Annotated in this window: 19 protein-coding genes; 11 read left to right on the forward strand and 8 right to left on the reverse strand. The window is 44.4% G+C overall.

What is annotated here, in order from left to right; all coding sequences use genetic code 11:
- Positions 1-88: 88 nt before the first annotated feature.
- Complete coding sequence (locus tag AB4482_RS03440; protein ID WP_372180557.1) at positions 89-1,072, reverse strand: GTP-binding protein; 984 nt, start codon at positions 1,070-1,072, stop codon at positions 89-91.
- Between the two features lie 551 nt (positions 1,073-1,623).
- Here AB4482_RS03440 and clcA point away from each other — a divergent pair.
- Together clcA and AB4482_RS03450 are read left to right on the forward strand one after the other, a co-directional pair.
- The gene (gene clcA / locus AB4482_RS03445) at positions 1,624-3,030 is read left to right on the forward strand and encodes a H(+)/Cl(-) exchange transporter ClcA (RefSeq protein ID WP_372180558.1); all 1,407 of its coding nucleotides are present in this window, start codon (positions 1,624-1,626) and stop codon (positions 3,028-3,030) included.
- Between the two features lie 239 nt (positions 3,031-3,269).
- Positions 3,270-4,217, forward strand: coding sequence for a TDT family transporter (locus AB4482_RS03450; RefSeq protein ID WP_050634251.1), 948 nt, complete (start codon positions 3,270-3,272; stop codon positions 4,215-4,217).
- A gap of 159 nt (positions 4,218-4,376) precedes the next feature.
- Here AB4482_RS03450 and hmpA read toward each other — a convergent pair whose 3' ends face one another.
- Positions 4,377-5,573 (reverse strand): NO-inducible flavohemoprotein, encoded by a 1,197-nt coding sequence (gene hmpA, locus AB4482_RS03455; protein WP_372112859.1) that lies wholly within the window; start codon positions 5,571-5,573, stop codon positions 4,377-4,379.
- A 368-nt stretch (positions 5,574-5,941) separates the two neighbouring features.
- On the opposite strand from hmpA, the gene norR reads away from it, so the two are divergent.
- Positions 5,942-7,534 carry a nitric oxide reductase transcriptional regulator NorR gene (norR, locus tag AB4482_RS03460; RefSeq protein WP_017062637.1) on the forward strand — a complete coding sequence of 531 codons (1,593 nt, stop codon included), beginning with the start codon at positions 5,942-5,944 and terminating at the stop codon, positions 7,532-7,534.
- Between the two features lie 89 nt (positions 7,535-7,623).
- Positions 7,624-7,983 carry a glutaredoxin gene (locus tag AB4482_RS03465; RefSeq protein ID WP_017062638.1) on the forward strand — a complete coding sequence of 120 codons (360 nt, stop codon included), beginning with the start codon at positions 7,624-7,626 and terminating at the stop codon, positions 7,981-7,983.
- Between the two features lie 109 nt (positions 7,984-8,092).
- Here AB4482_RS03465 and AB4482_RS03470 read toward each other — a convergent pair whose 3' ends face one another.
- Positions 8,093-8,728, reverse strand: a complete 636-nt coding sequence (locus AB4482_RS03470; RefSeq protein ID WP_029235219.1) for an OmpA family protein — start codon at positions 8,726-8,728, stop codon at positions 8,093-8,095.
- A 258-nt stretch (positions 8,729-8,986) separates the two neighbouring features.
- Between AB4482_RS03470 and AB4482_RS03475 the strand changes: the two genes are divergently transcribed.
- From AB4482_RS03475 to AB4482_RS03500, 6 genes are all read left to right on the forward strand, one after another.
- On the forward strand, positions 8,987-9,613 hold the full coding sequence (locus AB4482_RS03475) for a thioredoxin domain-containing protein (protein WP_017062641.1): 627 nt from the start codon (positions 8,987-8,989) through the stop codon (positions 9,611-9,613).
- 76 nt (positions 9,614-9,689) lie between these two features.
- A complete protein-coding gene (locus tag AB4482_RS03480) occupies positions 9,690-10,163 on the forward strand; it encodes an FKBP-type peptidyl-prolyl cis-trans isomerase (protein WP_372133694.1) in 474 nt (157 codons plus the stop codon).
- Positions 10,164-10,343: 180 nt separating this feature from the next.
- Positions 10,344-10,934, forward strand: a complete 591-nt coding sequence (locus tag AB4482_RS03485; RefSeq protein ID WP_017062643.1) for a TetR/AcrR family transcriptional regulator — start codon at positions 10,344-10,346, stop codon at positions 10,932-10,934.
- Between the two features lie 143 nt (positions 10,935-11,077).
- Complete coding sequence (locus AB4482_RS03490; protein WP_372133696.1) at positions 11,078-12,109, forward strand: NADP-dependent oxidoreductase; 1,032 nt, start codon at positions 11,078-11,080, stop codon at positions 12,107-12,109.
- 35 nt (positions 12,110-12,144) lie between these two features.
- Positions 12,145-12,765 (forward strand): glutathione S-transferase family protein, encoded by a 621-nt coding sequence (locus AB4482_RS03495; protein WP_102394548.1) that lies wholly within the window; start codon positions 12,145-12,147, stop codon positions 12,763-12,765.
- Positions 12,766-12,915: 150 nt separating this feature from the next.
- A complete protein-coding gene (locus tag AB4482_RS03500) occupies positions 12,916-14,592 on the forward strand; it encodes an RluA family pseudouridine synthase (RefSeq protein WP_136978163.1) in 1,677 nt (558 codons plus the stop codon).
- A gap of 166 nt (positions 14,593-14,758) precedes the next feature.
- Here AB4482_RS03500 and AB4482_RS03505 read toward each other — a convergent pair whose 3' ends face one another.
- The 3 genes from AB4482_RS03505 to AB4482_RS03515 form a co-directional block, all read right to left on the reverse strand.
- Positions 14,759-15,052, reverse strand: coding sequence for a YkgJ family cysteine cluster protein (locus AB4482_RS03505; protein WP_080582263.1), 294 nt, complete (start codon positions 15,050-15,052; stop codon positions 14,759-14,761).
- A 175-nt stretch (positions 15,053-15,227) separates the two neighbouring features.
- Entirely contained in the window at positions 15,228-16,412 is a 1,185-nt protein-coding gene (locus AB4482_RS03510) for a D-alanyl-D-alanine carboxypeptidase family protein (protein ID WP_017064476.1), read from the reverse strand.
- Between the two features lie 178 nt (positions 16,413-16,590).
- Positions 16,591-17,178 (reverse strand): DUF4136 domain-containing protein, encoded by a 588-nt coding sequence (locus AB4482_RS03515; RefSeq protein WP_017064475.1) that lies wholly within the window; start codon positions 17,176-17,178, stop codon positions 16,591-16,593.
- Positions 17,179-17,446: 268 nt separating this feature from the next.
- Here AB4482_RS03515 and AB4482_RS03520 point away from each other — a divergent pair, with 268 nt between their 5' ends.
- Positions 17,447-17,701 (forward strand): YgjV family protein, encoded by a 255-nt coding sequence (locus tag AB4482_RS03520; protein ID WP_017068159.1) that lies wholly within the window; start codon positions 17,447-17,449, stop codon positions 17,699-17,701.
- Between the two features lie 135 nt (positions 17,702-17,836).
- Here AB4482_RS03520 and AB4482_RS03525 read toward each other — a convergent pair whose 3' ends face one another.
- Both AB4482_RS03525 and AB4482_RS03530 read right to left on the reverse strand, forming a co-directional pair.
- Complete coding sequence (locus tag AB4482_RS03525) at positions 17,837-19,300, reverse strand: diguanylate cyclase domain-containing protein (protein WP_372117299.1); 1,464 nt, start codon at positions 19,298-19,300, stop codon at positions 17,837-17,839.
- A gap of 294 nt (positions 19,301-19,594) precedes the next feature.
- Positions 19,595-22,762, reverse strand: coding sequence for a chitinase C-terminal domain-containing protein (locus AB4482_RS03530; RefSeq protein ID WP_017072213.1), 3,168 nt, complete (start codon positions 22,760-22,762; stop codon positions 19,595-19,597).
- Positions 22,763-23,209: the final 447 nt, after the last annotated feature.

A 23,209-nucleotide genomic window follows, 5' to 3' on the forward strand; every position in this document is an offset into this window, starting at 1 on the left:
AACGCAAACTTTCTCATTTAATCTGGTGTTTATCCCGCCTTCAACGAGGTAAACACCAAGATCCTTGGTTCAAACAGCAAAAACAGGGCTATTTGATGCCACACAGCTTGAGTAGAATCTGCTCGAGATCGCCCCATGGCATGAGCTGCGAGTCGATCACTTCCAGTCGAGATTCAAAGCCATCAAGCGTAATTTCGTTCACAGACACGACTTGATTCGCCACATTGAATGCGTAGCAACCTTGGTCGGTGTTCACGACAGCTTTTACACGCTCGGCCGTTAGATCTGACAACATAGAGAATAGCGCATCGAAGTCGAACTTATGCTCTGCGCCAAACAACCAACCACAACTGAAATAGCCCTGTCCTTTATTCTCTTTACGGATGAAAGCTTCACCAGGAGGAAGTTGGAATTGAGGCTCTTGTTCAGCGTGATCGTGATGATGCGCTTCAATATGAGATGAAGCACTGCCGTATACTCTTTCAATGTCTAACACTTCCAATGGCACTTCACCATCGTGAATTAGCTTATGGAAGACTTTTGCTGGCGTTTGATCCGTCACCCAATCATTGAACACATCGATGTCTTCAGAATGAACAAGGTCAACCTTAGTACCAAGAATCACATCTGCACTATTTAGTTGATCATTAAAATTCTGATTCGAGGTGTACTTTTCATTAGACAGATTTCGTGGGTCAACCAAACCAAGCGTCGCTTTTAAATCGACATATGGTGTGTACTGATCGGAAGTCAGTGTCGCTATAACCTGTTTAGGGTGACCAAGCCCTGTCGGCTCAATCAATAAACGGTCTAGCTTTTGGCGAAGTAAGGCATTAATACCCACTGACATAGGCACGCCCGCAGTACAGCACATGCATCCACCCGGCACTTCTTTAATCAAAGCGCCTTGATCTGTCATTAATGCACCGTCAATACCGATTTCCCCGAACTCATTAACCAGAACAGCCCAGTTTTCATTCTCAGGTTTATTTTTTAGCAGGTTTAAGATGGCTGTCGTTTTACCAACACCCAAGAAACCCGTAATGATGTTTGTAGGAACTTTTTTAGTCATATCAGTTCTCCTTTTTAAGGGAGTATATACTCAATCACCAAAAAGTTGACCCCAATCGATTGTTTACACTGAGATTCGTTAATAGAGGTTGGCGCGAAAATAATCAGAAGAGATAAAGCAGTAGAAGCGGAATGAGGAAATGAATGCTCCAGACGAACTAAAGGCGTACTTACTCAGTACGCCTCACCCTCGTTACTCAATCGTGAGTTCGCGAATCAGGAAGCCTTAAATATCGACCTGAACATTTAACGAGGAACTAAAACTTTGTTTCTGAATCCATCCAAATTGTGTGTAAAACCTCACTTCTCCTTGCGGTTCGTTATGTTGCTTTACAATTTAACTATGGTTCATTTTTGGGGATATTCAAGCCACCACCAGAGAATCGATCAAAATTGTGACGGCGATTCCACAATTGCCCATAGATTCCATTTATGTAACACGTACATTCCATAAATGAAATTCAACTTTTCATCTTTGCTGCTATAGGATATGCAGAGGAAGCGTATAATTTAATGCAACCCCGCCTTAACTCATTCAGGAAACTTATCTTTATGACCAGAAGAGAGAAAATTAAGCAGTCCTTACTAGCCAAGATGCCAAGGGATGCTATTAATCAATTTCTCTCAAGAGATAAGACCCCAGCTTCGGTTCTCTTCCTTTCTTGTATTGTGGGTGTACTTGCTGGTGTAGTGGGTACCTATTTCGAAGTTGCGGTTCATTTCATCACAGAAACTCGTACCGATTGGCTGAAAGATGAAATCGGTAGCCATTTACCACTGTGGCTTGCTGCTTTCCTTATTAGTGCGGCATTCGCCTTTATTGGTTATTTTCTCGTTCACCGTTTTGCTCCAGAAGCTGCCGGTTCAGGTATCCCTGAAATCGAAGGTGCAATGGACGGCATGCGCCCTGTTCGATGGTGGAGAGTATTACCCGTAAAATTCTTTGGCGGCATGGGCGCGTTAGGCTCTGGTATGGTTTTAGGCCGCGAAGGGCCAACTGTTCAAATGGGCGGCAGTATCGGTCGTATGGTCACTGATATCTTTCGAGTCAAAGATGACGACACTCGTCATTCACTATTAGCTTCGGGTGCCGCAGGTGGTTTAGCCGCCGCATTCAATGCACCACTGGCTGGTATCATGTTTGTGGTTGAGGAGATGAGACCGCAGTTTCGCTACTCACTCATATCAATCAAAGCCGTCATCATCTCAGCGGTTTCAGCCAACATTGTGTTTCGTTCTATCAATGGCCAATCTGCCGTTATCACAATGCCTCAATACCAACCGCCAGAACTGGATGCACTTTGGTTGTTCTTGTTGTTAGGTGTGTTGTTTGGCCTGTTTGGTGTAATTTTCAATAAGCTGATAACGCTTTCCCAAGACCTGTTTGTGGCGATCCACAAGAATGACCGTAAACGCTACTTGATGACAGGCACCCTACTTGGCGGTTGCTTTGGCTTGTTGCTGCTCTATATACCTGAATTAACTGGTGGTGGTATTGGTATCATCCCTAACATCACTAATGGCAGCTACAGCGCCAATGTGTTGTTGCTGATTTTCTTAGGCCGAGTCCTCACTACCCTGCTTTGTTTCGGCTCTGGTGCGCCAGGCGGTATCTTTGCACCAATGCTTGCGCTAGGAACACTCTTTGGTTATGCGTTCGGGCTTATCGCAGCGGCATTTTTTCCTGAACTGAATATTGAACCGGGTATGTTTGCCATTGCTGGCATGGGCGCCTTATTTGCTGCCACTGTTCGAGCGCCTATCACTGGCATACTGTTGGTTATTGAAATGACCAATAACTATTACCTGATCCTGCCGTTGATCATCACCTGCTTAGGTGCGGTAATCATTGCTCAAATGTTAGGTGGGCAGCCAATTTACAGTCAGCTGCTTAACCGTACGCTGAAAAACGAGAAGCTAAGACAACAAGACCTCCCTCAGCAAGAGGAAGTATGTTAATTACAAATGACTCATGAAACAAAAGCACACATTCAACGTGCTTAATCTCCCGATTCCGTATCAAAATCAAAAAAGCAAACGTTAAACTTGGTATCATCCACTCAAAATTAGTTGAGTGCCCTCAAAATCTATTGATGAAAGGCCTACACACTCTAACTAAAGCAAATATTCTAAAAGTCTTTAATTAACTAAGTCGGAGTAAGTCGTTGAACTGGAGAAGATTAACCCAAGTAAAAAATGTGCCGCCATCTCAGGCGTCTTTAGCACTTGGCGTTATTGGGTTAGGACAAGCTTGGGCGTTATATATCCCGGGCATTGGTGAGATAATTCGTCCCTACCTCGCTGCATTCGGCGCGCTATTATTGCTGCCTGTTTTACTGCGCTATTTAACGAGCTTTAATACCTTCCTTAATGACATTCGCCACCCGTTAAGTGGAAGCTTGATGGCACCAATGAGCATGGCTTTATTGATTCTGTGCGACTATTTAGCCGAGATATCGCCAGCTATCGCCTATCCAGTTTGGTTCTGCGCGCTATTGCTGCACTTTACCATGATGGTGTTGTTCTTTAGTTTTCAGATCATCAACTTCAAAATGTCGAACATTGTACCGAGTTGGTTTCTGTATCCGGTCGGTTTGATCAGCAGCTCCTTAGCAGGCACACAGTTCGGGCACACTGTATTTTCAGAAACACTTGCTGTCACTTGTATTGGTATCTATTTCCTTATGTTGCCAGTGGTGTTGTACCGCTTGGTGTTCGAAGGCAATCTTCCTCGCCGAGCAAGACCAACACTCGCTATCATGGCAGCTCCGGTTAACTTATCTTTAGCCGCTTACTTGGTTAACTTCGACAACCCAGACCCAATTCTAACAGGTGCATTGTCGGGCATTGCCATCACCATGACTCTGTTAATTTACTTGTGTTACATCCGCCTAATGCGTTTGAAGTTCCAACCTTCAATTGCTGCCGTCACCTTCCCATCCGTTATCAGCGCTATTGCCATGCATCGTCTAACCACATTTTTCGGCGCGGAATACCCACAATGGTACTGGCTGCACAAGTTCGGATTCTTTGAGCTAACCATCGCCACCATCCTAGTAATTTGGGTCGCAGGTGGTTACGTGAAAATGTACTGGCCTGAATTTTTTGATTCCGACTACATGTCTAAGAAGGTGAAACGTTCTTAGATAGAAGCGAAAAGATCTTAGCTGAACCATCGTGTTTTGCAGTAGTCGATGATGTCAGACAAAACCAACCAAACCCAAAAAGGCCTCACACTGTGAGGCCTTTGAATAGGCAAGGTTTTAAATAGATCAGGCGAGTGTTAACACAACTACCTTGAGCTCTTAGAAGTTAGCGTGAGGGCCGAATACTTCGTAGTGAACGCGTGAACGATCAACTTTGAGTGCGTCTAGTTGTTCCACGATGTTCTTCATGAAACCAACAGGACCACATATGTAGAAATCGCTCTCTTCAAAGCCTTTAGTATCAGAGATAGACGCTAGATCCATTTGGCCTTGATGCGTGTTTTCACATGCAGATTCGTCTTTGTTCATGTACCACGTTTTCGCTTCCCAACCTTTGTCGGCAACAATATCTTTAACACGAGTCGTGAAAGAGTGTTGGCCTACGTTCTCACAAGCGTGAAGGTAAAGTACTGGCTCGTTTTTATCTACCGTGTTTAGGAACTCAAGCATAGACTGCATTGGCGTTACACCAACACCTGCAGAGATAAGTGTTACTGGCTTGCTGCGCTCTTGATACATGAAGTCACCCGCTGGTGCGTATAGGCTAACCTCATCACCAACAGCAACCGTATCGTGTAGGTGGTTAGATACAACGCCTTGTGTCTCTTGGCCTTGTCCTTCACGTTTAACAGAAATACGGTATTGCTTGCCGTTTGGCTTATCAGACAGTGAGTATTGACGAATCTCGCTGTATTGAGAGCCTTCTGGTTTCACTTCGATACCGATGTATTGACCTGGTGTGTAATCCAGAACTTCACCGCCGTCTTTTGGCTGAAGGATAAAGCTTGTTACTAGCGCTGACTCTTCGATTTTGTCTGCAATCACAAACGCACGCGCTGCTTCCCAACCACCAACAGCTTGCTTACGCTGTAGGTAAAGTTCAGCTTCACGATCGATGAATACTTGCGCCAAGAATAGGTAAGCGGCTGTCCATGCTTCTTCCACTTCTGGAGTAAAGGCGTCAGCAGCTAGTTCACGTAATGTCTCAATCAGGTGCAAACCAACAATTTGGTAGTGCTCTGGTTGAATGTTAAAGCTTGTGTGTTTCTGAGCAATACGTTCAACGGCAGTTGTTAACGCTGCTAGATTTTCAATGTTCTTTGCATATGCCGCGATAGCTTCAAACAGTGCTACGCCTTGGCGACCTGTTCTTTGGTGAGTCATATTGAAGATATCTTTCAACTCAGGGTTATGCGTGAACATACGTTGATAAAAATGCTGAGTTAAAGCTGGGCCTGCGCTCTCAAGTAGAGGAATAGTAGATTTGATGATTTCGATATGTGCATTGTTAAGCATAAATTTACTCCGAACACTGAGCCTTATGACCTATATGTCATTTTGACTACTAAAAATTAAGAATGACTTATCGATTTTCTGAAACCTTAGTTATTTTTAGAAACTGAGTTATTTTGACTCGTTTTCATTTCAAAAAATCGCGAAACCTGATTAATGCAACCTGATTGATTGAGATCAAGAATAGTCTGTTTAATCAGCGCTATAATTGGGCTTCTCTGTATCTTCTGCACAATCAGTGCCAACTTTATCAATCCCCGTCATTACTGGTTTTCTTCTCAAAACTCATCTTATAAAAATGTCAAAAAGACCTTTTTTTTAAGTCAATAAGACTCTATTATGTAGATAAACACACACAGTTAGAGTTTTTTATGCAAGATATCTCCGCATCTACCCTCATGGAAATGACCATTGGCCTCGCAAGTGGTGTCAACGATCAAGATCGTTTCAATCGCCTGATCGATGCCATTCGCAAAACCATAACGTGTGATTGTGTCGCGCTTTTAAGCCTTCAAGGCGACACGCTAGTACCTATCGCAATGCAAGGGCTCAGCCGAGATACGTTCGGTCGTCGCTTTATCATTTCAGAACACCCACGGTTTGAAGAGATCTGCGCGTCTCGCTCTCCTGTTCGTTTCGATGCTGACAGCTCCTTACCCGATCCTTTCGATGGTTTGCTTATTGACCATGATGGCGATTTACCAATGCATGCTTGTATGGGCTTGCCTTTGCTATTTGGCGATAAGCTCTTAGGTATTCTGACTCTAGACAGCTTGAAACCTGATGTCTTCGCGAATATTCCGGCGCGTAACCTTGAAGTACTGGCAGCTATTGCAGCCTCAACCATGCAGATGGCACTGACCTTCTCGCAACTTGAGCATCAAGCAAAACAGTCAAAGCAATTACTCGAAGAATTGAACGTAGAAGCGTGGGAACGTGACGGCGGTGAGTTGATTGGTAACAGTGACACCATGGTCGCGCTTAAGAACGACATCGCTGTTGTAGCTCCATCTGAGTTTAATATCTTGATTCATGGTGACACCGGGGTTGGTAAAGAGCTTGTGGCTCGCACCCTGCACCACCAATCTCAACGTAAACGTAACCCACTCGTCTACGTAAACTGTGCTGCAATTTCTGAAAACTTAGTAGAGAGTGAACTGTTTGGTCACGTTCGTGGCGCGTTCACTGGCGCAGACAAAAACCGCTTAGGTAAATTTGCTTTAGCCGATGGTGGCACACTGTTCCTTGATGAGATTGGTGAATTGCCTTTGGCCGCTCAAAGTAAGCTCCTACGTGCGCTGCAAAACAACGAAATCCAACCGGTTGGCCAAGACAACATTCAAACCATTGATGTGCGAGTATTGGCAGCGACAAACCGAGATCTAAAACAAGAAGTTGAAGACGGTCGATTCAGAGCCGATTTGTACCACCGATTGAGTGTGTATCCTATCGCGGTGCCAGCACTGAAAGATCGTGGTGACGACATCAGCCTATTAGCGGGTTTCTTCTTAGAACAAGCGCGTCGTAAGCTTGGTATCAACCAAGTTAAGTTCCGCTCCGACGTTCTTTCTTTCCTAAACCGTTATGGTTGGCCGGGTAACGTGCGTGAACTTGAGCATGTGATCAGTCGTTCCGCATTGAAAGCGTTAGCGCGCAGCACCAATAAAAACCTGGTGACAATCACCAAGGAAGATTGTGGTCCTCTAGACCAAGATCAGCCAATTGCGACGACTCAGGTGAAAAACACACCATTATCGACACCAACGATCGACCTTTCTGCAGGGCTACGTGGTGCAACGGACGATTTTCAACGCAGTATCATTACTGAGGTGTTGGAAGATGCCAACTTTAACTGGGCACAAGCAGGGCGAGTTCTGAAAACAGACCGAGCAAATCTGACTCGACTGTCTAAGCGTTTAGGGCTAAATGTGGCTAAGTCTCATACGATCGAACGGACAAAATAGATATTAGCGGTTTGTTGCGAGCATCTGACAAAACTTGTGTATATAATGCTGCAAATTGTAACGCTAATTTTAAATATGTAGAGAGAGTTATGAAGTTTATCCGTTGGTTCTTAGGTCGTGTCATCTTGTTATTGAATTTTGTTTTCAGCCCACGTGGTGTGAAGCGTTCTCAAGAAGAACAAAGCAAAGTAAATGAGCAAGCAAAAACGCACACGTTATACCAATTCGAAGCGTGCCCATTTTGTGTGAAGGTGCGCCGCGCGATGAAACGTCAGTCGGTTCAATTTGAACTTCGTGATGCAAAAAACAACGAGCAACACCGTGCTGAGCTTGAAGCTGGCGGCGGTCGTGTGAAAGTGCCTTGTCTACGTATCGAAAAAGACGGTAAAACTGAGTGGATGTACGAATCTTCAGATATCGTGACTTACTTAGAAAAGCAGTTTGCATAAGCAATAAAGCAACAAAAGTCAGATACAAAAAATCCCTCGAATGTGAGGGATTTTTTATGTCTGTTATTTGGCGTTAATCGCTTCAAATTGGGCGCGAAAGTTCAAACGACTACTTCGTGACAATCAGCATCAATTCAACACGGCGGTTACACGCCTTGCCTTGCGCAGAAGCGTTCGTACAAGCTGGAACATACTCACCGAAGCCACGAGTATAGATGGAACGACTTGATACGTAGTTACTCTCTAATCGAGCCTTCACTTCTTTTGCTCGCTGCTCTGAAAGCGGATCATTGATTCGATCTGTGCCCGTGTTATCGGTGTGCCCTTCAATCACCACATCAATATCTTGGCGTTGAGCAAGGTAGCTGCCTAGCGTATCTAGCCATTGATTATACGCTGGCTCAGGGAATGCTGAACCTGTTTTAAAGTTCACGTGCTGCTCAAGCTTTACCATCACATGGTTACCCGGCAACACTTCAAAATCGATGCGGTTTTGTCTTAAAAAGACTTCCAGTGGGTCGTTAGTCGAAACGCCACGTCCGTAGTTGGTCGTGATGGTTCTGTGTTGATGAGTGCTACTCTGGATAGAGTACCCACGATTGCTTGCTACATGAGTCGTTTGAACCACACCCCATTCAGGATGCATCAAGTCGTAATCGGTTTGTGGTGCAGTCTCTAGCATGTCACCGCCAAGTAAGTCAGTTGGTGACGTGGCTTCACACCCAGCCAAAGCTATGCTTAACATTATCGCTAAATATCTCATTACTTCACCAACCACTCATGCAGATAAACCATTCACTAATGTCTATATCGGCACCGAGGGAAAAACTTTAGACGAAAAGAAAGCAGAACCCAAAAAAGTGCTGTTGATCACAGTTAACCGTCTACTAGCTTGTCTTCAGCCGCTAGTTCGAACTGTTTGCATTTATTTACCTTATAATTGTTTTCCAATTCGTACTAAATAGTTAGAATCTCACGACTTCTCAACGCTAGAGCAAACATTATGTTTAAACCATTTACTAAATTCATCACAGCACTCGCTGCCGTACTCATTATCGCGGGTTGTAGTGAAACAGACGAGCCACAAAAAGGCGTTCAATACGAAGCGCTTCCTACTGCTCTAACAGAATTTAACTTGTCTCCGATCACTGAAATCTTCTCTCTTAACTGTGGTCACTGCCGTCAAATGGAAAGTGCCATTCCAGAGATTGAATCTCTAACAGACCAAACTATTGGCAAGATGCACGTGACGTTCAACGAAAGCGCTCAAATCAGCGCAATGATCTACTACACAGCAGTGATGCAGCTTGATGCGACGCCTGACCACGCATTCATGGACGACCTATTTGGTGCCGTTCAAATGGGTGCAGATGCAACACCTGAGCAGCGTCAACAAGCACTAGAGACAGCGTTTACTTCTCGTGGTTTGGTTAGCCCATACCAGCTGAATAAAGAACAGCAAGTCGCTCTTTTCGACTACGTTAAGCAAGCAGAAGAGATCTCAGTAAAAGGTCAGATCAACTCAGTACCAACCTTTATCATCAACGGTAAATACCAAGTACTAACAGCAGGTCACCAAGACGTTGCTGGCATTGCAAAAACGATCAACTACCTTTTGACTCAACCATAATCACGGCTTTAGTCAACTGATTAACACATTTTGTATTAACTACGAAATTCAGCACTCAATATAAATAGGTTTTACTATGTCTAAATTTGTCATCCCGGTCATTGTCTTTCTTTTGGCGGGTTTCATGATTTACCGTACTTGGACGAATCATAAGTCTGGCGGAGAAAACTTCGAACAAGGCCAACAATTTCTAATTGAAAACGGCACTAAAGAAGGCGTGATTACGACTGAAAGCGGTCTTCAATACCTTGTTCTTGAAGAAGGTACAGGCACAGAGCACCCAACTAAGAACAGCAAAGTAACGGTTCACTACCACGGTACGCTAATCGACGGCACTGTTTTCGACAGCTCTTTTGAGCGCGGCGAGCCAATCTCATTTGCTCTTAAGCAAGTAATTAAAGGCTGGCAAGAAGGTTTGACTTACATGGTTGAAGGCCAAAAAGTTCGTCTATTTATTCCAAGCACTCTAGCTTACGGTAAAGGCGGTTCAGGCCCTATCCCACCATCATCGACTCTGATTTTTGATGTAGAACTCATATCTATCAAATAATCGAAGTTACTGATTTAAGCCCCAACATACGCGCTATGTCGGGGCTTTTTTATATCTGAACATTTGAAGCCTCTTTAGATATTGAGCTATTTAGCTATTTAGCTACTGTAACAACGACCAAATATACCCTCGAAAACCGACCACTAGACGACTGGTCTAATTTAACTTATAGTACCGCCCATGAACGAAAAAACGAATGACACACGCCTGCATGTTTTAGATGTTGGCTACCAATTAATAGTGAACAACGGCTTTAACGGCGTTGGCTTATCGCAATTGCTTAAAGAAGCGGACGTGCCGAAAGGGTCGTTTTACCACTACTTTAAATCGAAAGAGCAATTTGGCGAGGCTCTGATCCAGCACTATTTTGAGACCTACATCAGCAGAGTTGAAACTATTTTGGTTCATGGTGAAGGCAACCATTACCAGAGAATTGTCAGTTATTTCACTCGATGGTCACAGATTGAAAACGGCACCTGCAATGCTCATAAATGCTTGGTCGTTAAACTCAGCGCGGAAGTTTCTGATCTTTCTGATCCTATGCGCCAAGCGCTATTAAAGGGTGCAGAAAAAGTGACGAATACCATCGAACAGTGCATTGTCGGCGGTATTGAAGATGGCTCCATAAAGGTTGAAGAGAGCCAAGAAGCAGCTCAGAACCTATACTCAATGTGGTTAGGCGCCAGCTTATTGAGCAAGCTGAGCCAAAGCTCACATAGCTTACAGTCAGCTTTGAGCCTTACCGAACGAATTTTAAAAGGTGAAAGCTAATAACACGCAGCGCGCTTTATTGGCTTTAACTTAAAAAAATCACCCGCCCTCTTATCAATTTGATGACGGCGGGATTTTTAGACAACAAGACTAGACGACTGGTCTAATTCTAAATGTATAAAATACACAATTAAGGACATCCAATGACTCAACAAGACAATCGCCGAATCGTATTGGCTTCTCGCCCAGTTGGCGCACCGACTCAAGACAACTTCCGTTTAGAGACAATAGCTGCGCCAAGCATCAAAGACGGCGAGATGTTACTTCGCTCAGTTTACCTTTCTCTAGACCCATACATGCGTGGTCGTATGAGCGATGCTAAATCCTACGCAGATCCCGTTGCGATTGATGAAGTGATGGTAGGCGCAACCGTATGTCAGGTTGAAGAATCAAACCACGCTGATTACGAAATTGGCGAGTGGGTACTGGCTTACACAGGTTGGCAAGATCTTGGTGTGTCTAACGGTGAAGGCCTTATCAAACTAGGTAAAGAACCAACGCACCCTTCTTACGCGCTTGGCATCATGGGTATGCCTGGTTTTACTGCTTACATGGGCTTGCTTGATATCGGCCAACCTAAAGAAGGCGACACGCTAGTCGTTGCAGCAGCAACAGGTGCTGTAGGCGCAACCGTTGGACAAATCGGCAAACTAAAAGGTTGTCGTGTTATCGGCGTTGCAGGCGGTCAAGAGAAGTGCCAATACGCGAAAGAGGTTCTTGGCTTTGATGAATGTATTGACCACAAAGCTGACGACTTCGCAGAGCAACTGGCTAAAGCGTGTGACAACGGCATCGATGTTTACTTTGAAAACGTTGGGGGCAAAGTATTCGATGCAGTAATGCCTCTACTTAACACAGGTGCTCGTATTCCTGTGTGTGGTCTTATTTCTCAATACAATGCGACTTCACTGCCTGAAGGCCCAGATCGCATGTCTAGCTTAATGGGTATGTTGCTGGTTAAACGAATTAAGATGCAAGGTTTCATCATCTTTGATGACTACGCGCACCGTTACAACGAGTTTGCTGTTCAAATGACAGAATGGCTATCTCAAGGCAAGATGCACTATCGTGAGCACCTTGTTGAAGGTCTAGATAATGCACCACAAGCATTCATGGGCCTATTGGAAGGTCAGAACTTCGGTAAGCTTGTTATCAAAACGAACGAAGCTAAATAAATTCAATAAACTGAACCCGTTAACTAGGTAGAATCATGATTACTTTACATCACCTGAATAAGTCGCGCTCAAAGCGCATCATCTGGCTATTGGAAGAGCTTGGGGTGGATTACCAAATCAAACCATACCAACGAGACAGTGTCACTTTTCTTGCACCGCCAGAACTTAAATTCATTCACCCATTGGGTAAATCTCCTGTCATTGAAGACGATGGCGTCGTGATCACTGAATCTGGAGCTATCACGGAATACCTAATCGACAAATACGGTCAGGGTAAGTTCGCACCTACACGCGGCACCGCAGACTACGTGGAATATTCACAGTGGTTACACTTCGCTGAGAGTTCAGGTATTTTGCCAATGTTACTTAAGATCTTTGTGATGAAAGACGGCTGCGAAACTAACTTCCTAGGCGGTTATGCAGACGACGAAAACCAAAAGATCCTCACTTACGTGAATAATGCACTTGAAGGCAAAACCTACTTGGTTGCAGACACACTAACAGGTGCAGATTTTATGATGTCGTTCATCGTAGAAATCGTGGGTAACTTTGGTGCAACTGCGCTTTACCCTAACATCGCTAAATACGGTGAACTTTTAAAGAGCCACCCTGCTTACCAAAAAGCTGAGCAAGTAGAGCTAGAACACTCGAACTGATCGAGTTTCACTCAAACACGTGCTTGCTAGAGTAAACACAAGAAACTAAATGAAGCCAAAGCCGATTTATCTTCTGCTTTGGCTTCTCATTTGTCTTCATTTCGACAACAATACCGAACTCTAACTGAACAGCCATAGAGTTTGATCTTAATGCCAACAAACCTCGCTCAATACACACCTCTGCACCTAGCAAACACGAATGTCGATTTAGCGCTACCGACTCGTTTTACGTTTCCGTATTACTATACCCCGCACCCTGTGTGTGAATTCGCTATGCTGCAGCTTCAGCAATCACTTGTCGACTGTGGTGTGAATGAAACCTCGCAAGGTAATCTCTACGCTGTGCTTCTTGTTCAGAATCCAACCACACAAGGGTTAGGTTACCTTTCTGCGTTTTCAGGCTTGCAGTTAGATCCGGCTTTGGTCTCTCAGTTAAACAACATTCACTTTGTTCCACCAGCCTTCGATTCAAAACAGTTTCAATCTCAAAACAGTGCGAACCTTGCTCGACAATTGCAGCTCTCGGACGACATTGAAAAGCTGCAACAGTCGCACAATCTAGACACATTATTGGCCGAGCTTGAAGGGTTAAAAATCGAATCAGCAAAAGCTATCGAAGCCTTTCAGTTAGCAATGGCCGCAAACAAAGCTCAGCGTAACGAACTCAGAGAACAAGCCAATCAAGAAAAAGCATTAGGGAATCTAGAGTCAGCGGCGAATTTGCTCAAACAACTGGGCAATCAAAGTAGCCAAGAGAAACGTGACCTAAAAGCACTTCGTATTGAGTGGAAACAGAAGATCGCAGAGCGCCAATCACAAATTGATTTGATTGAAAGCGAACTGAAAAACCGTAAGCAAGATCACCAAGCAGTTTCACAACAGTTGGAAACTCAACGCCTCTCTCACTATCGCTTTATCAATCAAGCCAAGCAATCTAAGAATTTACTCGAGTTGCTCGATGGTAAAGACGCGCTTGAAGGCTCTGGTGACTGCTGCCTACCTAAGTTGCTTAACTTTGCGTTTGAACACGGGTTCAAGCCGTTAGCATTATCTGAGTTTTGGTGGGGATTACCGCCTACAGACATCATTCGACAACACGCAAACCTCTACCCTGTTTGTCAGAGTAAAAGCTTTGAGATCCTCGAACACCAGTTAAGTAGCATAGAGCTAGAAGATAACCCGCTTATCGTGAACCCTGCGGTTGGTAAGTCTTTTAATATTGTTTATGAAGACGATGAAATCGTAGTCGTCAATAAGCCTGAAGAGTTCTTGTCGGTTCCCGGTAAGTTCATCGAAGATTCAGTTTATACCCGCATAAAAGCGCGTTACCCGGATGCGACTGGTCCTTTGATTATCCATAGGTTGGATATGTCGACGTCAGGTTTGTTGATCTTGGCGCTCACGGCGGAATCAAACAAGCATATTCAGAAGCAGTTCATTAATAGAACCGTAGAGAAACGCTACACCGCTTTGTTAGATGGCGAGATAACGGGCGAACCTGGCAATATCAGCCTTCCTTTGCGCGGCGACATCACGGACAGACCAAGACAACTGGTTTGTCACCAACACGGCCGAAATGCAGAGACCCATTGGCAAGTGGTTAGCACTCACAATGGCAAAACCAAGGTTCACTTGTACCCTAAAACAGGGCGAACCCACCAGCTGCGAGTGCACTGTGCTCATCCATTAGGGCTTGGTGTACCTATTCGTGGTGACGACTTATACGGATACAAACGCGAGCGCTTACACCTGCACGCTGGCTACTTAAAGTTGATTCACCCGACAACCGGTGAATGGATGGAGTTTGAAGTGCCTTCCGAGTTCTAAACTCTAACTTATCGAGCTAAGACTCTTATCTCACTCAATATTTGATCTCATAAAACGCATCAAGGTTCTACAACTGCTTAAGGTATAGAACCCTGATATTTAATTTTAATGTGATTATCACAGTTCATTAGCGTACTTTAGTTACTGAGTTCAATACTGCAGACGCCTAGCCCATCACATCTTTGCGCTGGTCAACACATTCGAAAGAGCCCATTTCGAACTCGCGACAGATCCATGGTCGGTTTTCGTAGATAGTACACATCAGTGTTTCTCTATCTACCGCAGAACACCAGCCGTCGTCTAAGCGCTTCATGGTTTCACCGCCCCATTCATCATAAGCGATGTGTTCTTCAGGTACGCCCGTATCTGTGATGATCATAACCTCTAAACGACAACAGCATGCCTGACAATTTGCACAGGTTACTTCGGGTTCGGTTACGTTCTTTATATCTATCGTCATAAGTGACTACACTGCTAAATTTTGCGTATAGTAATCGAAACCGCCCGCTACGGCTAATAAAGATAGTGCGGCGCGGCGTTTTCATTGATGTAGAAATAACAAAGGGCGCTGTGATTCACTCACAACACCCATAATATTTCGACTTTTCAGCGCGGCTTATCGCCACAGGCTCTATTTAGAACAGGCTCGCGAAGAACAGCTTAACGTAGTCTATTAAACGTTTGAACAAACCGCCCTGTTCAACCGCTTCAAGCGCGATCAAAGGCTGAGTTTGAACATCTTCGCCATCAACGGTGTAATGAACCACACCTAGAGTTTGACCTTCTGCAATTGGCGCTTTCAGTTCAGAGTTAAGCTCGATAGATGCAGTCAGCTTTTTACTGTCTGACTTAGGCAACGTAATGAACGTGTCTTCTGCCACACCTAATTTCAATGTGTCTTGCTCACCAAACCATACCTTCTCTTCAGCCACTTGATCGCCGCCTTTATGCGGGTTTAGTGTATCGAAGAAACGGAAACCGTAGCTCAACAGCTGTTTGCTGTCTGATTCACGGCTCTTAACGCTTGATGCGCCCATCACAACCGCGATAAGTCTCATCTCACCTTGTGTCGCTGAACTCGCCAAACTGTAGCCAGCACCAGAGGTGTAGCCCGTTTTCATGCCATCAACGGTTAAGCTTCTATCACGCAACAAGCCATTACGGTTATGTTGAGTGATGCCGTTGTAACTGAAAGAGCGTTCGCTGTATAAGCCATACACATCCGGTAAATCACGAATAATGGCACGACCGAGTAACGCGATATCGTAAGGAGTCGAATAGAGGTCGTCTGCATCCAAACCATGTGCATTGGCAAAATGGGTGTTTTCTAGCTTCAGAGAGGTAGCCCAAGAGTTCATCAGGTCAACGAATGCATCTTGTGAGCCTGCAACATGCTCTGCAATCGCAACGCTAGCATCATTACCGGATTGAATAATCAAGCCACGATAAAGATCCATCATTGCTACATCGGTGTTTACTTCGATGAACATTTTTGAAGAGTCTGGGAAGTTCTTCGCCCACGCGTTCTCACTGATTCGTACCTGATCATCAGCAGAGATGTTGCCTCGCTTCATCTCTTGACCTGCCACATAACTGGTCATCAGTTTGGTCAAGCTTGCTGGGTTTAACTTCGTATGTGCGTTTTTTTCTACCAGCACATCACCAGAATTAAAATCAATTAACACATACCCTTTTGCGCCTAGGCTAGGTGGGCTTGGTACTATAGAAGGTGCTGCGATAGCTGCATTACTTACCATCGCGGCGTTACTTACAATGAATATACTTAATAGAGGGAGAGAGTATTTGGAAAACAGTTTCATTGAATCAAACCTAAGTTAACGTTTTGAGCAGTATAGACAAATGCTAGCAAAAGAAGCGCGAACTTTACGTTGCTTTACGTATTTGTACCATTCGTTACAAATAAAAAAGTATAATCTGCGATCTGACCATATTTTCCACAACTAATATTTACTCCACGAATGCATTCAACGCCTAATGCTATCGCTCAGGCATGCGTCTAAATAACATTTCAACAAAGCCAGTAATACGCTGTTTGCTCTCGCTTGGCTCTAAATCAGGTTGGATGCCAGACTGTGCTAATGCTTGCCATTGTACGACCTCTGAGTTAGGTACGAAAAACGCAATGTACAACGACCCTTTCTCCGCGACTTTACCTTCACCATCGTAAAATGGCACACCAGTAGATAGCTTAATCGCATCGAAGATAGACTCATCGTTCAGTTCCGATTCTTCCGCTAATCCAAAGCCTACAACAACATCACCGACACCATCCTGCTTTAACTGATAACCTTTACTTGAGAGCTGTTCTTGAATCGAATCACGCACTAAATCGGTTACCACGGTTTCATCGTATTTTTGAGAAAGGTAAACCTTTTCTGACTCAGGGTGCCAGGAGTACGTCATCACGCCGTGTTTCATGAAACCAAAGTCACCGCTAGTGACCACACCATAATTGTGTGTGGGTGGTATTTCTTGCGTAGAGCATGCGGTCAGCCCAATAGCCATCAAAGCCAATAGTGCTGCTTTTTTTATGCTTTTTGTTGCACAAATGGATCGTTTTATCATTCGAGGCTTCCTTACCTATATAAGAATAACTATCAATTCAACCTCCAACATAAATAGTAATTATGTTAATAGAAAGGTCATTAAACGTTTGCGTAATCGCTAACCTTCACCTCTGTCTGTTTTGGGGGTTTAATCACAAAAACAGAGTTGGTATAGTTCTCCCCGTTAAACAAAACCAGACCATTCGAGGCACGGAGCTTCCTCAATCATCTCATGAAGAGAAGAATTGGTACCGACAAAGTATCGGCAAATTTAAGAGGGTCAAACAATGGAATTCAATATGGTTGAAATTTTAGGTTACGCTGCGTCTATTATGGTCGCAATTTCATTAACAATGAAAGATATCGTTCGTCTGCGTGTCCTTAACTTTATTGGCTGTGCACTCTTCACAGCATACGGCATCATGATTGACGCATGGCCAGTTGCAGCCACCAACGGCTTTATCGCTTGTGTAAACATCTACTTCCTTGCAAAAATGCAAAAGGAAAAAAAAACGGAAGCGATGAAAGCAGCGAAAGCTTAAATTAACGATTAGCCTTTCAAATAATTCTGAAAAAGCCCAAATAGAGCGATCTATTTGGGCTTTTTTGTGTTTGTCGTTCTCAAGAGCTCGATTTGTGTGAACAAAACTTTTCAATTCAATGAGGCTTTCAACCGATCACATGTAAGCAACGTGATATTCGTTCTCTCGATACGCTTGAGTGTTGTTACGTCCACTCTCTTTTGCTTGATAAAGCGCTTTGTCGGCTTTATCGATAGCGGTTTCAATGTCAGTCAGTGCTTGAGCATGGCAACAACCAGCGCTGATTGTTACTGGCGACACTAAGCCTTGAAGTTGCTCAACACATAACCGTAACGCCTCTGATAATTCGAATAACTCATGTTCATCACAATCAAACGTCACCAAAATAAACTCTTCACCGCCATAGCGTGCAATCAAACGACGACGGTTAACAAATCTCTTCAGTGATTTTGCGACCTCACAGATAAACCTATCGCCTTGAGCATGACCATATTGATCGTTCACCCGCTTGAAATGGTCAATATCCAGCAAAATGACACCGACATTTGTTAGCGGATAAGGCGACCTTTGAGTAATTTTCAGTTTTAGCTGTTCGATAAAACTCCGTCGACTAGGAAGCCCAGTAAGGTAATCGAGGCTTGCCACATCCAAGATTCTAAGATGACGATGCCGCAGGTAAAGCACCAACACGACAATAATGCTCAACAAACTTACAACCAAAGCCATCAAGCTAATAAACAATAGGCTATGATTTCGATTAAGCTCTTGCTCTAAGATACCTGCAGAAATGACCCAATTAAGATAAGGGTAAAACTTATAGAAGATTTTTTTGTTGGTCGTGCCACTATCACTGGAAATCGAGTAACTGAATTGACCTTCTGGTTTGGTGGCGATTCGATCAATAAGCAGTTCAGACGAGTAGCCTATTAAGGATTTCAATGATTTGTGCTCATAATCTGGATGAAGCACTAAGTTACCCTGCAGATCGACAATGTACACATATCCGCTATCACCAAACGCATACTTTCTAAGTTTATCTTTTAAACCTTCAAGATCGACCAAATACATCAATTCTTCTTTATAGGTCGTCGCAACCAAAGTATTACCACTCGGTAGCCTCATCGAATAAGCGACTTTGGCTCTGCGGCTTATCTCATGAGGGTTAGCGTGAAAGTACTCGATCATGCCAGAGTCGATAGTGAGCTGTTTTTGGATATGAGTAAGATGCCCACGCTTCTGACCTTGCAAGAATGGATGGTAGAGATGGACGCCTTGGGGTGACATCAAATAGATATAACCCGATTGTCCAATATGCAATTCACGGGCAATTTGGCTTACCTGTTCAACTTCTTGTTCTGGCGTGGTATGCCATACATGAGACGCAACGGTATCCGTAATTCCTTTAAGATATGTCTTTATCGCCTCATTAACTGTGGTGTCGACAATATCGTAACTCGCGTTCACAATCGTACGAAAAAACAGTTGGTTAGATTCCAACAATGACCTTTCAGTTCGATTAAATTGAAAGGCAGAAAGAATCATCGACACGACGGCGAGCGCAATTGAAAAATTAAGAATGTATTTACGTCTGACTTTCAAGATTACCCCGTAGATTTATAATTTCAGGTAACGCTGTGACTTCTCTTATATACAGACTGTTTTATATCATGTTTTTATTTTTTACTGAATGAGTGTCGATATTTTTAAGGGTTTCTATACGTAATCTGTGACTTATAACAAAAACGCCGAACTGGATTCAGTTCGGCTTTTTGATTTTACGTCTAGATTGATTACTTAATTGATACTAATTCCTGATAAATAGACTTAAAAGCATTTGTGTTTATTACCTATTACTACACTCTATTGTCTATAAATAGTTTGCTTAGCATTAAATTAAGAACAAACTTGAGTCCAGCTACCATCGCTACCCGGTTCAGAACTTGTCCACCAGTTTGCTTGGTAAACACTACCGTTGTGAACCACTTGGTCTCCTGTGTTTGCATGGCTTGGGTTACCTGCCCAATCTTTCTGAGGTAAGTCTGGGTAAACCGCTAAACCTGCCGTATCACATGTACCTGGATTGGTGCCACCATCGCCAGGGTTACCGCCACCTGAACTGATATCACCTAATGGTAGATCTGGCTGCTCGAAGCTAAACGCGTAATCAACGCCACCGACATTCACCGCGTAGTTAGCAGGGCCAGAAATTGGCAAGTAATACACCATGTCTAACTCATACACACCGCCAGCAGGAAGCTCTTCCCATGTCGGCAACGTAAACGCCACTCGGTGCATGGTTCCATCTAGTCCACCGATGTTATCCGCGCGAGTATGACCTGAAGCAATCACGGTCAAACCACCACCCGATTGATCTTTCGCGTTATCAGGTGCAGATACTGGGATATCGAATTGGAACTCAGTTCCACCCGGAAGAGCTTGCCCTGTGTTGTTCGTGAACGTGATCTTAGGGTTGATTGGGTAGTTTTGGTCACCGACTTTGAAGCCACCAACCGATACCGCGATATCTAGCGCTTCTGTTGGAATAGCACCCGTCGCTACTTTGTTTCCATATGGTGTTGCAGACTTAAACTTATCGTAGATAGCTTTCGTCATGGTGTTACCCATGTGGAACTCACCGTTACCGCTGTTACACGCTTGCTCAGTCGTATCGATAGAGCTTCGGTTGCCATTCGCATCGAGAACATAACAGTTATAATCCCCTGCTAGTTCCCAGAACATAATGCCGCCGATCTCTTTGTCGATAACGTAGTCCGCTTTCACGTCGATAGACTGTTTATCTTCTGTTGAAAGGAATACGCCCTTCTCTGCGTTCCACAACCAAGGGGCAACCGCCACACTGTCGTAGTTTCTCGTGTAAGTGCCCGTTAGAACATCTGAAGGATCATTCACAGGATCAAGCTTGTAAGCTTCAGCGTAAGAGCCCCAAATACCCTTCTCTAGGTTCTTCGCGTGCCACATAGGGTTAGAACCCGCGCCCATTTCGTTACCTTTTGGATCGGTATCGTGCCACATGTTGTCGATACCAATAGCGCCATGGCCACAGTTGTTTTTCTCGCCTTCACCCGTACCCGCTGAACATTCAGATTGGTTTGGCAGTGCTGCTCGGCCCCAAAGACCATTCTCACCACCCGTTACGCCTTGCCAACCACGAGTGTAGTAAGGCACACCGATGTTAATACGGCCTGCTGGCATAGAACCACGGAAGTAATGGTAAGCCCAATCCGTGTTCAGATAACCAATACCACCGTAAGCCGCCGTGTCGTATACGTTCCACTGCGCTAGCTCTGAATCTTTACCCGTATCAAACAAGGCTGCGTTATGACCTACGTGATCGTTCCACGCACCGTGAAGGTCGTAAGACATGATGTTTACGTAATCGAGGTACTTGGTTACATCGAATGTTTCCATACCGCGTAATAGGTAACCAGAAGAAGGCGCTGCGATCGTTAACATGTAGTGATTGCCATCTTGCGCAGACGCCGCATCGAGCTTCTCACGTAGCACTTTCATCAACACTTGGTACGACGCCCACAGGTATTGACGACGCGGCTCCATGAAGTCTTTGTCGTATGGGTTACCTGCGCCAGCCATAGAAGTTGGGTATTCGTAATCGATATCTAGACCATCGAACTGGTACTTACGCAGCATTTCGACCGCTGAAGTCGCGAATGTTTCGATACCTTGATGGTTGATAGAACCATCAGCATTGGTCGTCATGGTGTAGAAACCACCATCAGCCACGCGGCTGCCATCAGTCGCGAAGTGACCACCTGTTTCAGCCCAACCACCGATTGAGATTAACGTTTTCACGCCGTGTTTTTTCTTCGCTGTCGCTAATGCACCGAAGTGACCTTTGAAGCCTAATGCCGGATCAACTTCCACACCCGGCCACTCTTTACCAACCGCTGCGTTATTTGGATCGTTTACATCACCGACGTTTACTTTGCCATCTGAACCGATGCTCACGAAAGCGTAGTTAATGTGTGTGAGTTGTTCCCAAGGAATATCATTTACTAGGTAAGCAGCTTGTGGGTCATCCCCTGCACGCCAACTTGTGAAGTAACCAATGACACGACGGGGATGGTCTGCGCCCATTTTCTCACGGCCTTCATCATCGTAAATTGTACAGTAAGGAACATCGACACCTTGAGTTTGATATAAGCCATCAGGGCGACATGTGCTCACTGTTGGAGCGCCGTTCACGGTCAAAGATGCCAACGCAGAATCTGCAGTCGCACCTTGGTCGTCTGTTGCTTTCGCGTAAACTGCTAAAGAACCCGCTTGAGTTGTTGTGTAATCTAACGTGTAAGGGCTCGTTGCAGCAGTGCCCACAAGAGCACCCGCTACGTAGAAATCAACCTTATCAACCGTGCCATCGCTATCTGCTGCCGTTGCTGTCAGTGTGACTACACCACCAACATCAACAGATGTCACTGAAAGTGCAACTGAAACTGTCGGTGCTTCATTCCCTGGTTGTGCTGAATCAACAGAAACAGAAACCGCACTTGCAACACTTGCTGCGCCTTCATTATCCGTTGCAACAACAGAAACCTGATGATTACCCGACGTTGCAGCCCAAGTCGCTTCGAAAGGTGCCGCTGTGACTACCGCAACAGATGCGCCATCAACAAAGAACTCAACCGAAGCCACACTGCCATCAGAATCTAGTGCTGTTGCACTCAATACAACATTATCGCCTTCAGTAATCACGTCAGAAGCAGAGGGTGCCGTTAATGAAGCCGTTGGTACTTCATTTGGCGTACCGCCACCTCCGCCACCACTACACACATCAATCTTTTTCCATTGTGCATAGTCACCCTCAAATTGGCTCGGGTTGTTATTTTGATTCCAGTAATTCGCTGAGTACGCGCTGCCGTCATGTGAAACCTGATCACCACCGGTGTACACCGTGGCAGAATCCCACGCTTCTAACGTTGAACAATCCACAGCCGCGTAGCTGTTGAACGCCATTAAGCATGACGCGGTGAGAGTACTGAGTGTAAAAACCTTCTTGGCCACTCTTCCTTGGTTTAGGTGCATGTTAGCTGTCCCTTAAGTTATTGTTTCAAGATGCTTAATTTAAGTGTCATATTTCTCATCACTTAAATCTCTTCGCAAAACAACTGTAGGTAACAGTGCCAATTTAACACCTAAAATATTCGATATTTATAAAATGACTCGCATTAATTTGTTTATAGCATGCAATGAGTCGACACTTATTTTGCACGAACAACTAATATTAAATTTATTTCGGTACGCTAAAAAATATCGCCTAATTCGTATCCTTAATTACAAAACTCTATTCATATCTGCTTTATTTGTTCGTTCTGAAATTTCGTTTTAAAACTAACCAAAAGGGATTGATTTCGCCGTAGAACTGATTTCTTTTCTAAATTTGCCCACTTTTCCTTAACAATTGTGGTAGTATCGCGGATTTTTTTGACGAACCTCACATTTCCAATGCAAGTGTGGGAGAAATACATAGGC

Origin of the sequence: Vibrio sp. 10N.222.55.C7 (assembly GCF_041473335.1) — a bacterium.
Lineage (GTDB): Bacteria > Pseudomonadota > Gammaproteobacteria > Enterobacterales > Vibrionaceae > Vibrio > Vibrio crassostreae_C.

What these genes read in the sequence shown, in the direction of transcription:
- AB4482_RS03440 (WP_372180557.1), bottom strand. Translation starts at nt 1,072, where the DNA reads ATGACTAAAAAAGTTCCTACAAACATCATTACGGGTTTCTTGGGTGTT.
- clcA (WP_372180558.1), top strand. Translation starts at nt 1,624, where the DNA reads ATGACCAGAAGAGAGAAAATTAAGCAGTCCTTACTAGCCAAGATGCCA.
- hmpA (WP_372112859.1), bottom strand. Translation starts at nt 5,573, where the DNA reads ATGCTTAACAATGCACATATCGAAATCATCAAATCTACTATTCCTCTA.
- norR (WP_017062637.1), top strand. Translation starts at nt 5,942, where the DNA reads ATGCAAGATATCTCCGCATCTACCCTCATGGAAATGACCATTGGCCTC.
- AB4482_RS03465 (WP_017062638.1), top strand. Translation starts at nt 7,624, where the DNA reads ATGAAGTTTATCCGTTGGTTCTTAGGTCGTGTCATCTTGTTATTGAAT.
- AB4482_RS03470 (WP_029235219.1), bottom strand. Translation starts at nt 8,728, where the DNA reads ATGTTAAGCATAGCTTTGGCTGGGTGTGAAGCCACGTCACCAACTGAC.
- AB4482_RS03475 (WP_017062641.1), top strand. Translation starts at nt 8,987, where the DNA reads ATGTTTAAACCATTTACTAAATTCATCACAGCACTCGCTGCCGTACTC.
- AB4482_RS03480 (WP_372133694.1), top strand. Translation starts at nt 9,690, where the DNA reads ATGTCTAAATTTGTCATCCCGGTCATTGTCTTTCTTTTGGCGGGTTTC.
- AB4482_RS03485 (WP_017062643.1), top strand. Translation starts at nt 10,344, where the DNA reads ATGAACGAAAAAACGAATGACACACGCCTGCATGTTTTAGATGTTGGC.
- AB4482_RS03490 (WP_372133696.1), top strand. Translation starts at nt 11,078, where the DNA reads ATGACTCAACAAGACAATCGCCGAATCGTATTGGCTTCTCGCCCAGTT.
- AB4482_RS03495 (WP_102394548.1), top strand. Translation starts at nt 12,145, where the DNA reads ATGATTACTTTACATCACCTGAATAAGTCGCGCTCAAAGCGCATCATC.
- AB4482_RS03500 (WP_136978163.1), top strand. Translation starts at nt 12,916, where the DNA reads ATGCCAACAAACCTCGCTCAATACACACCTCTGCACCTAGCAAACACG.
- AB4482_RS03505 (WP_080582263.1), bottom strand. Translation starts at nt 15,052, where the DNA reads ATGACGATAGATATAAAGAACGTAACCGAACCCGAAGTAACCTGTGCA.
- AB4482_RS03510 (WP_017064476.1), bottom strand. Translation starts at nt 16,412, where the DNA reads ATGAAACTGTTTTCCAAATACTCTCTCCCTCTATTAAGTATATTCATT.
- AB4482_RS03515 (WP_017064475.1), bottom strand. Translation starts at nt 17,178, where the DNA reads ATGATAAAACGATCCATTTGTGCAACAAAAAGCATAAAAAAAGCAGCA.
- AB4482_RS03520 (WP_017068159.1), top strand. Translation starts at nt 17,447, where the DNA reads ATGGAATTCAATATGGTTGAAATTTTAGGTTACGCTGCGTCTATTATG.
- AB4482_RS03530 (WP_017072213.1), bottom strand. Translation starts at nt 22,762, where the DNA reads ATGCACCTAAACCAAGGAAGAGTGGCCAAGAAGGTTTTTACACTCAGT.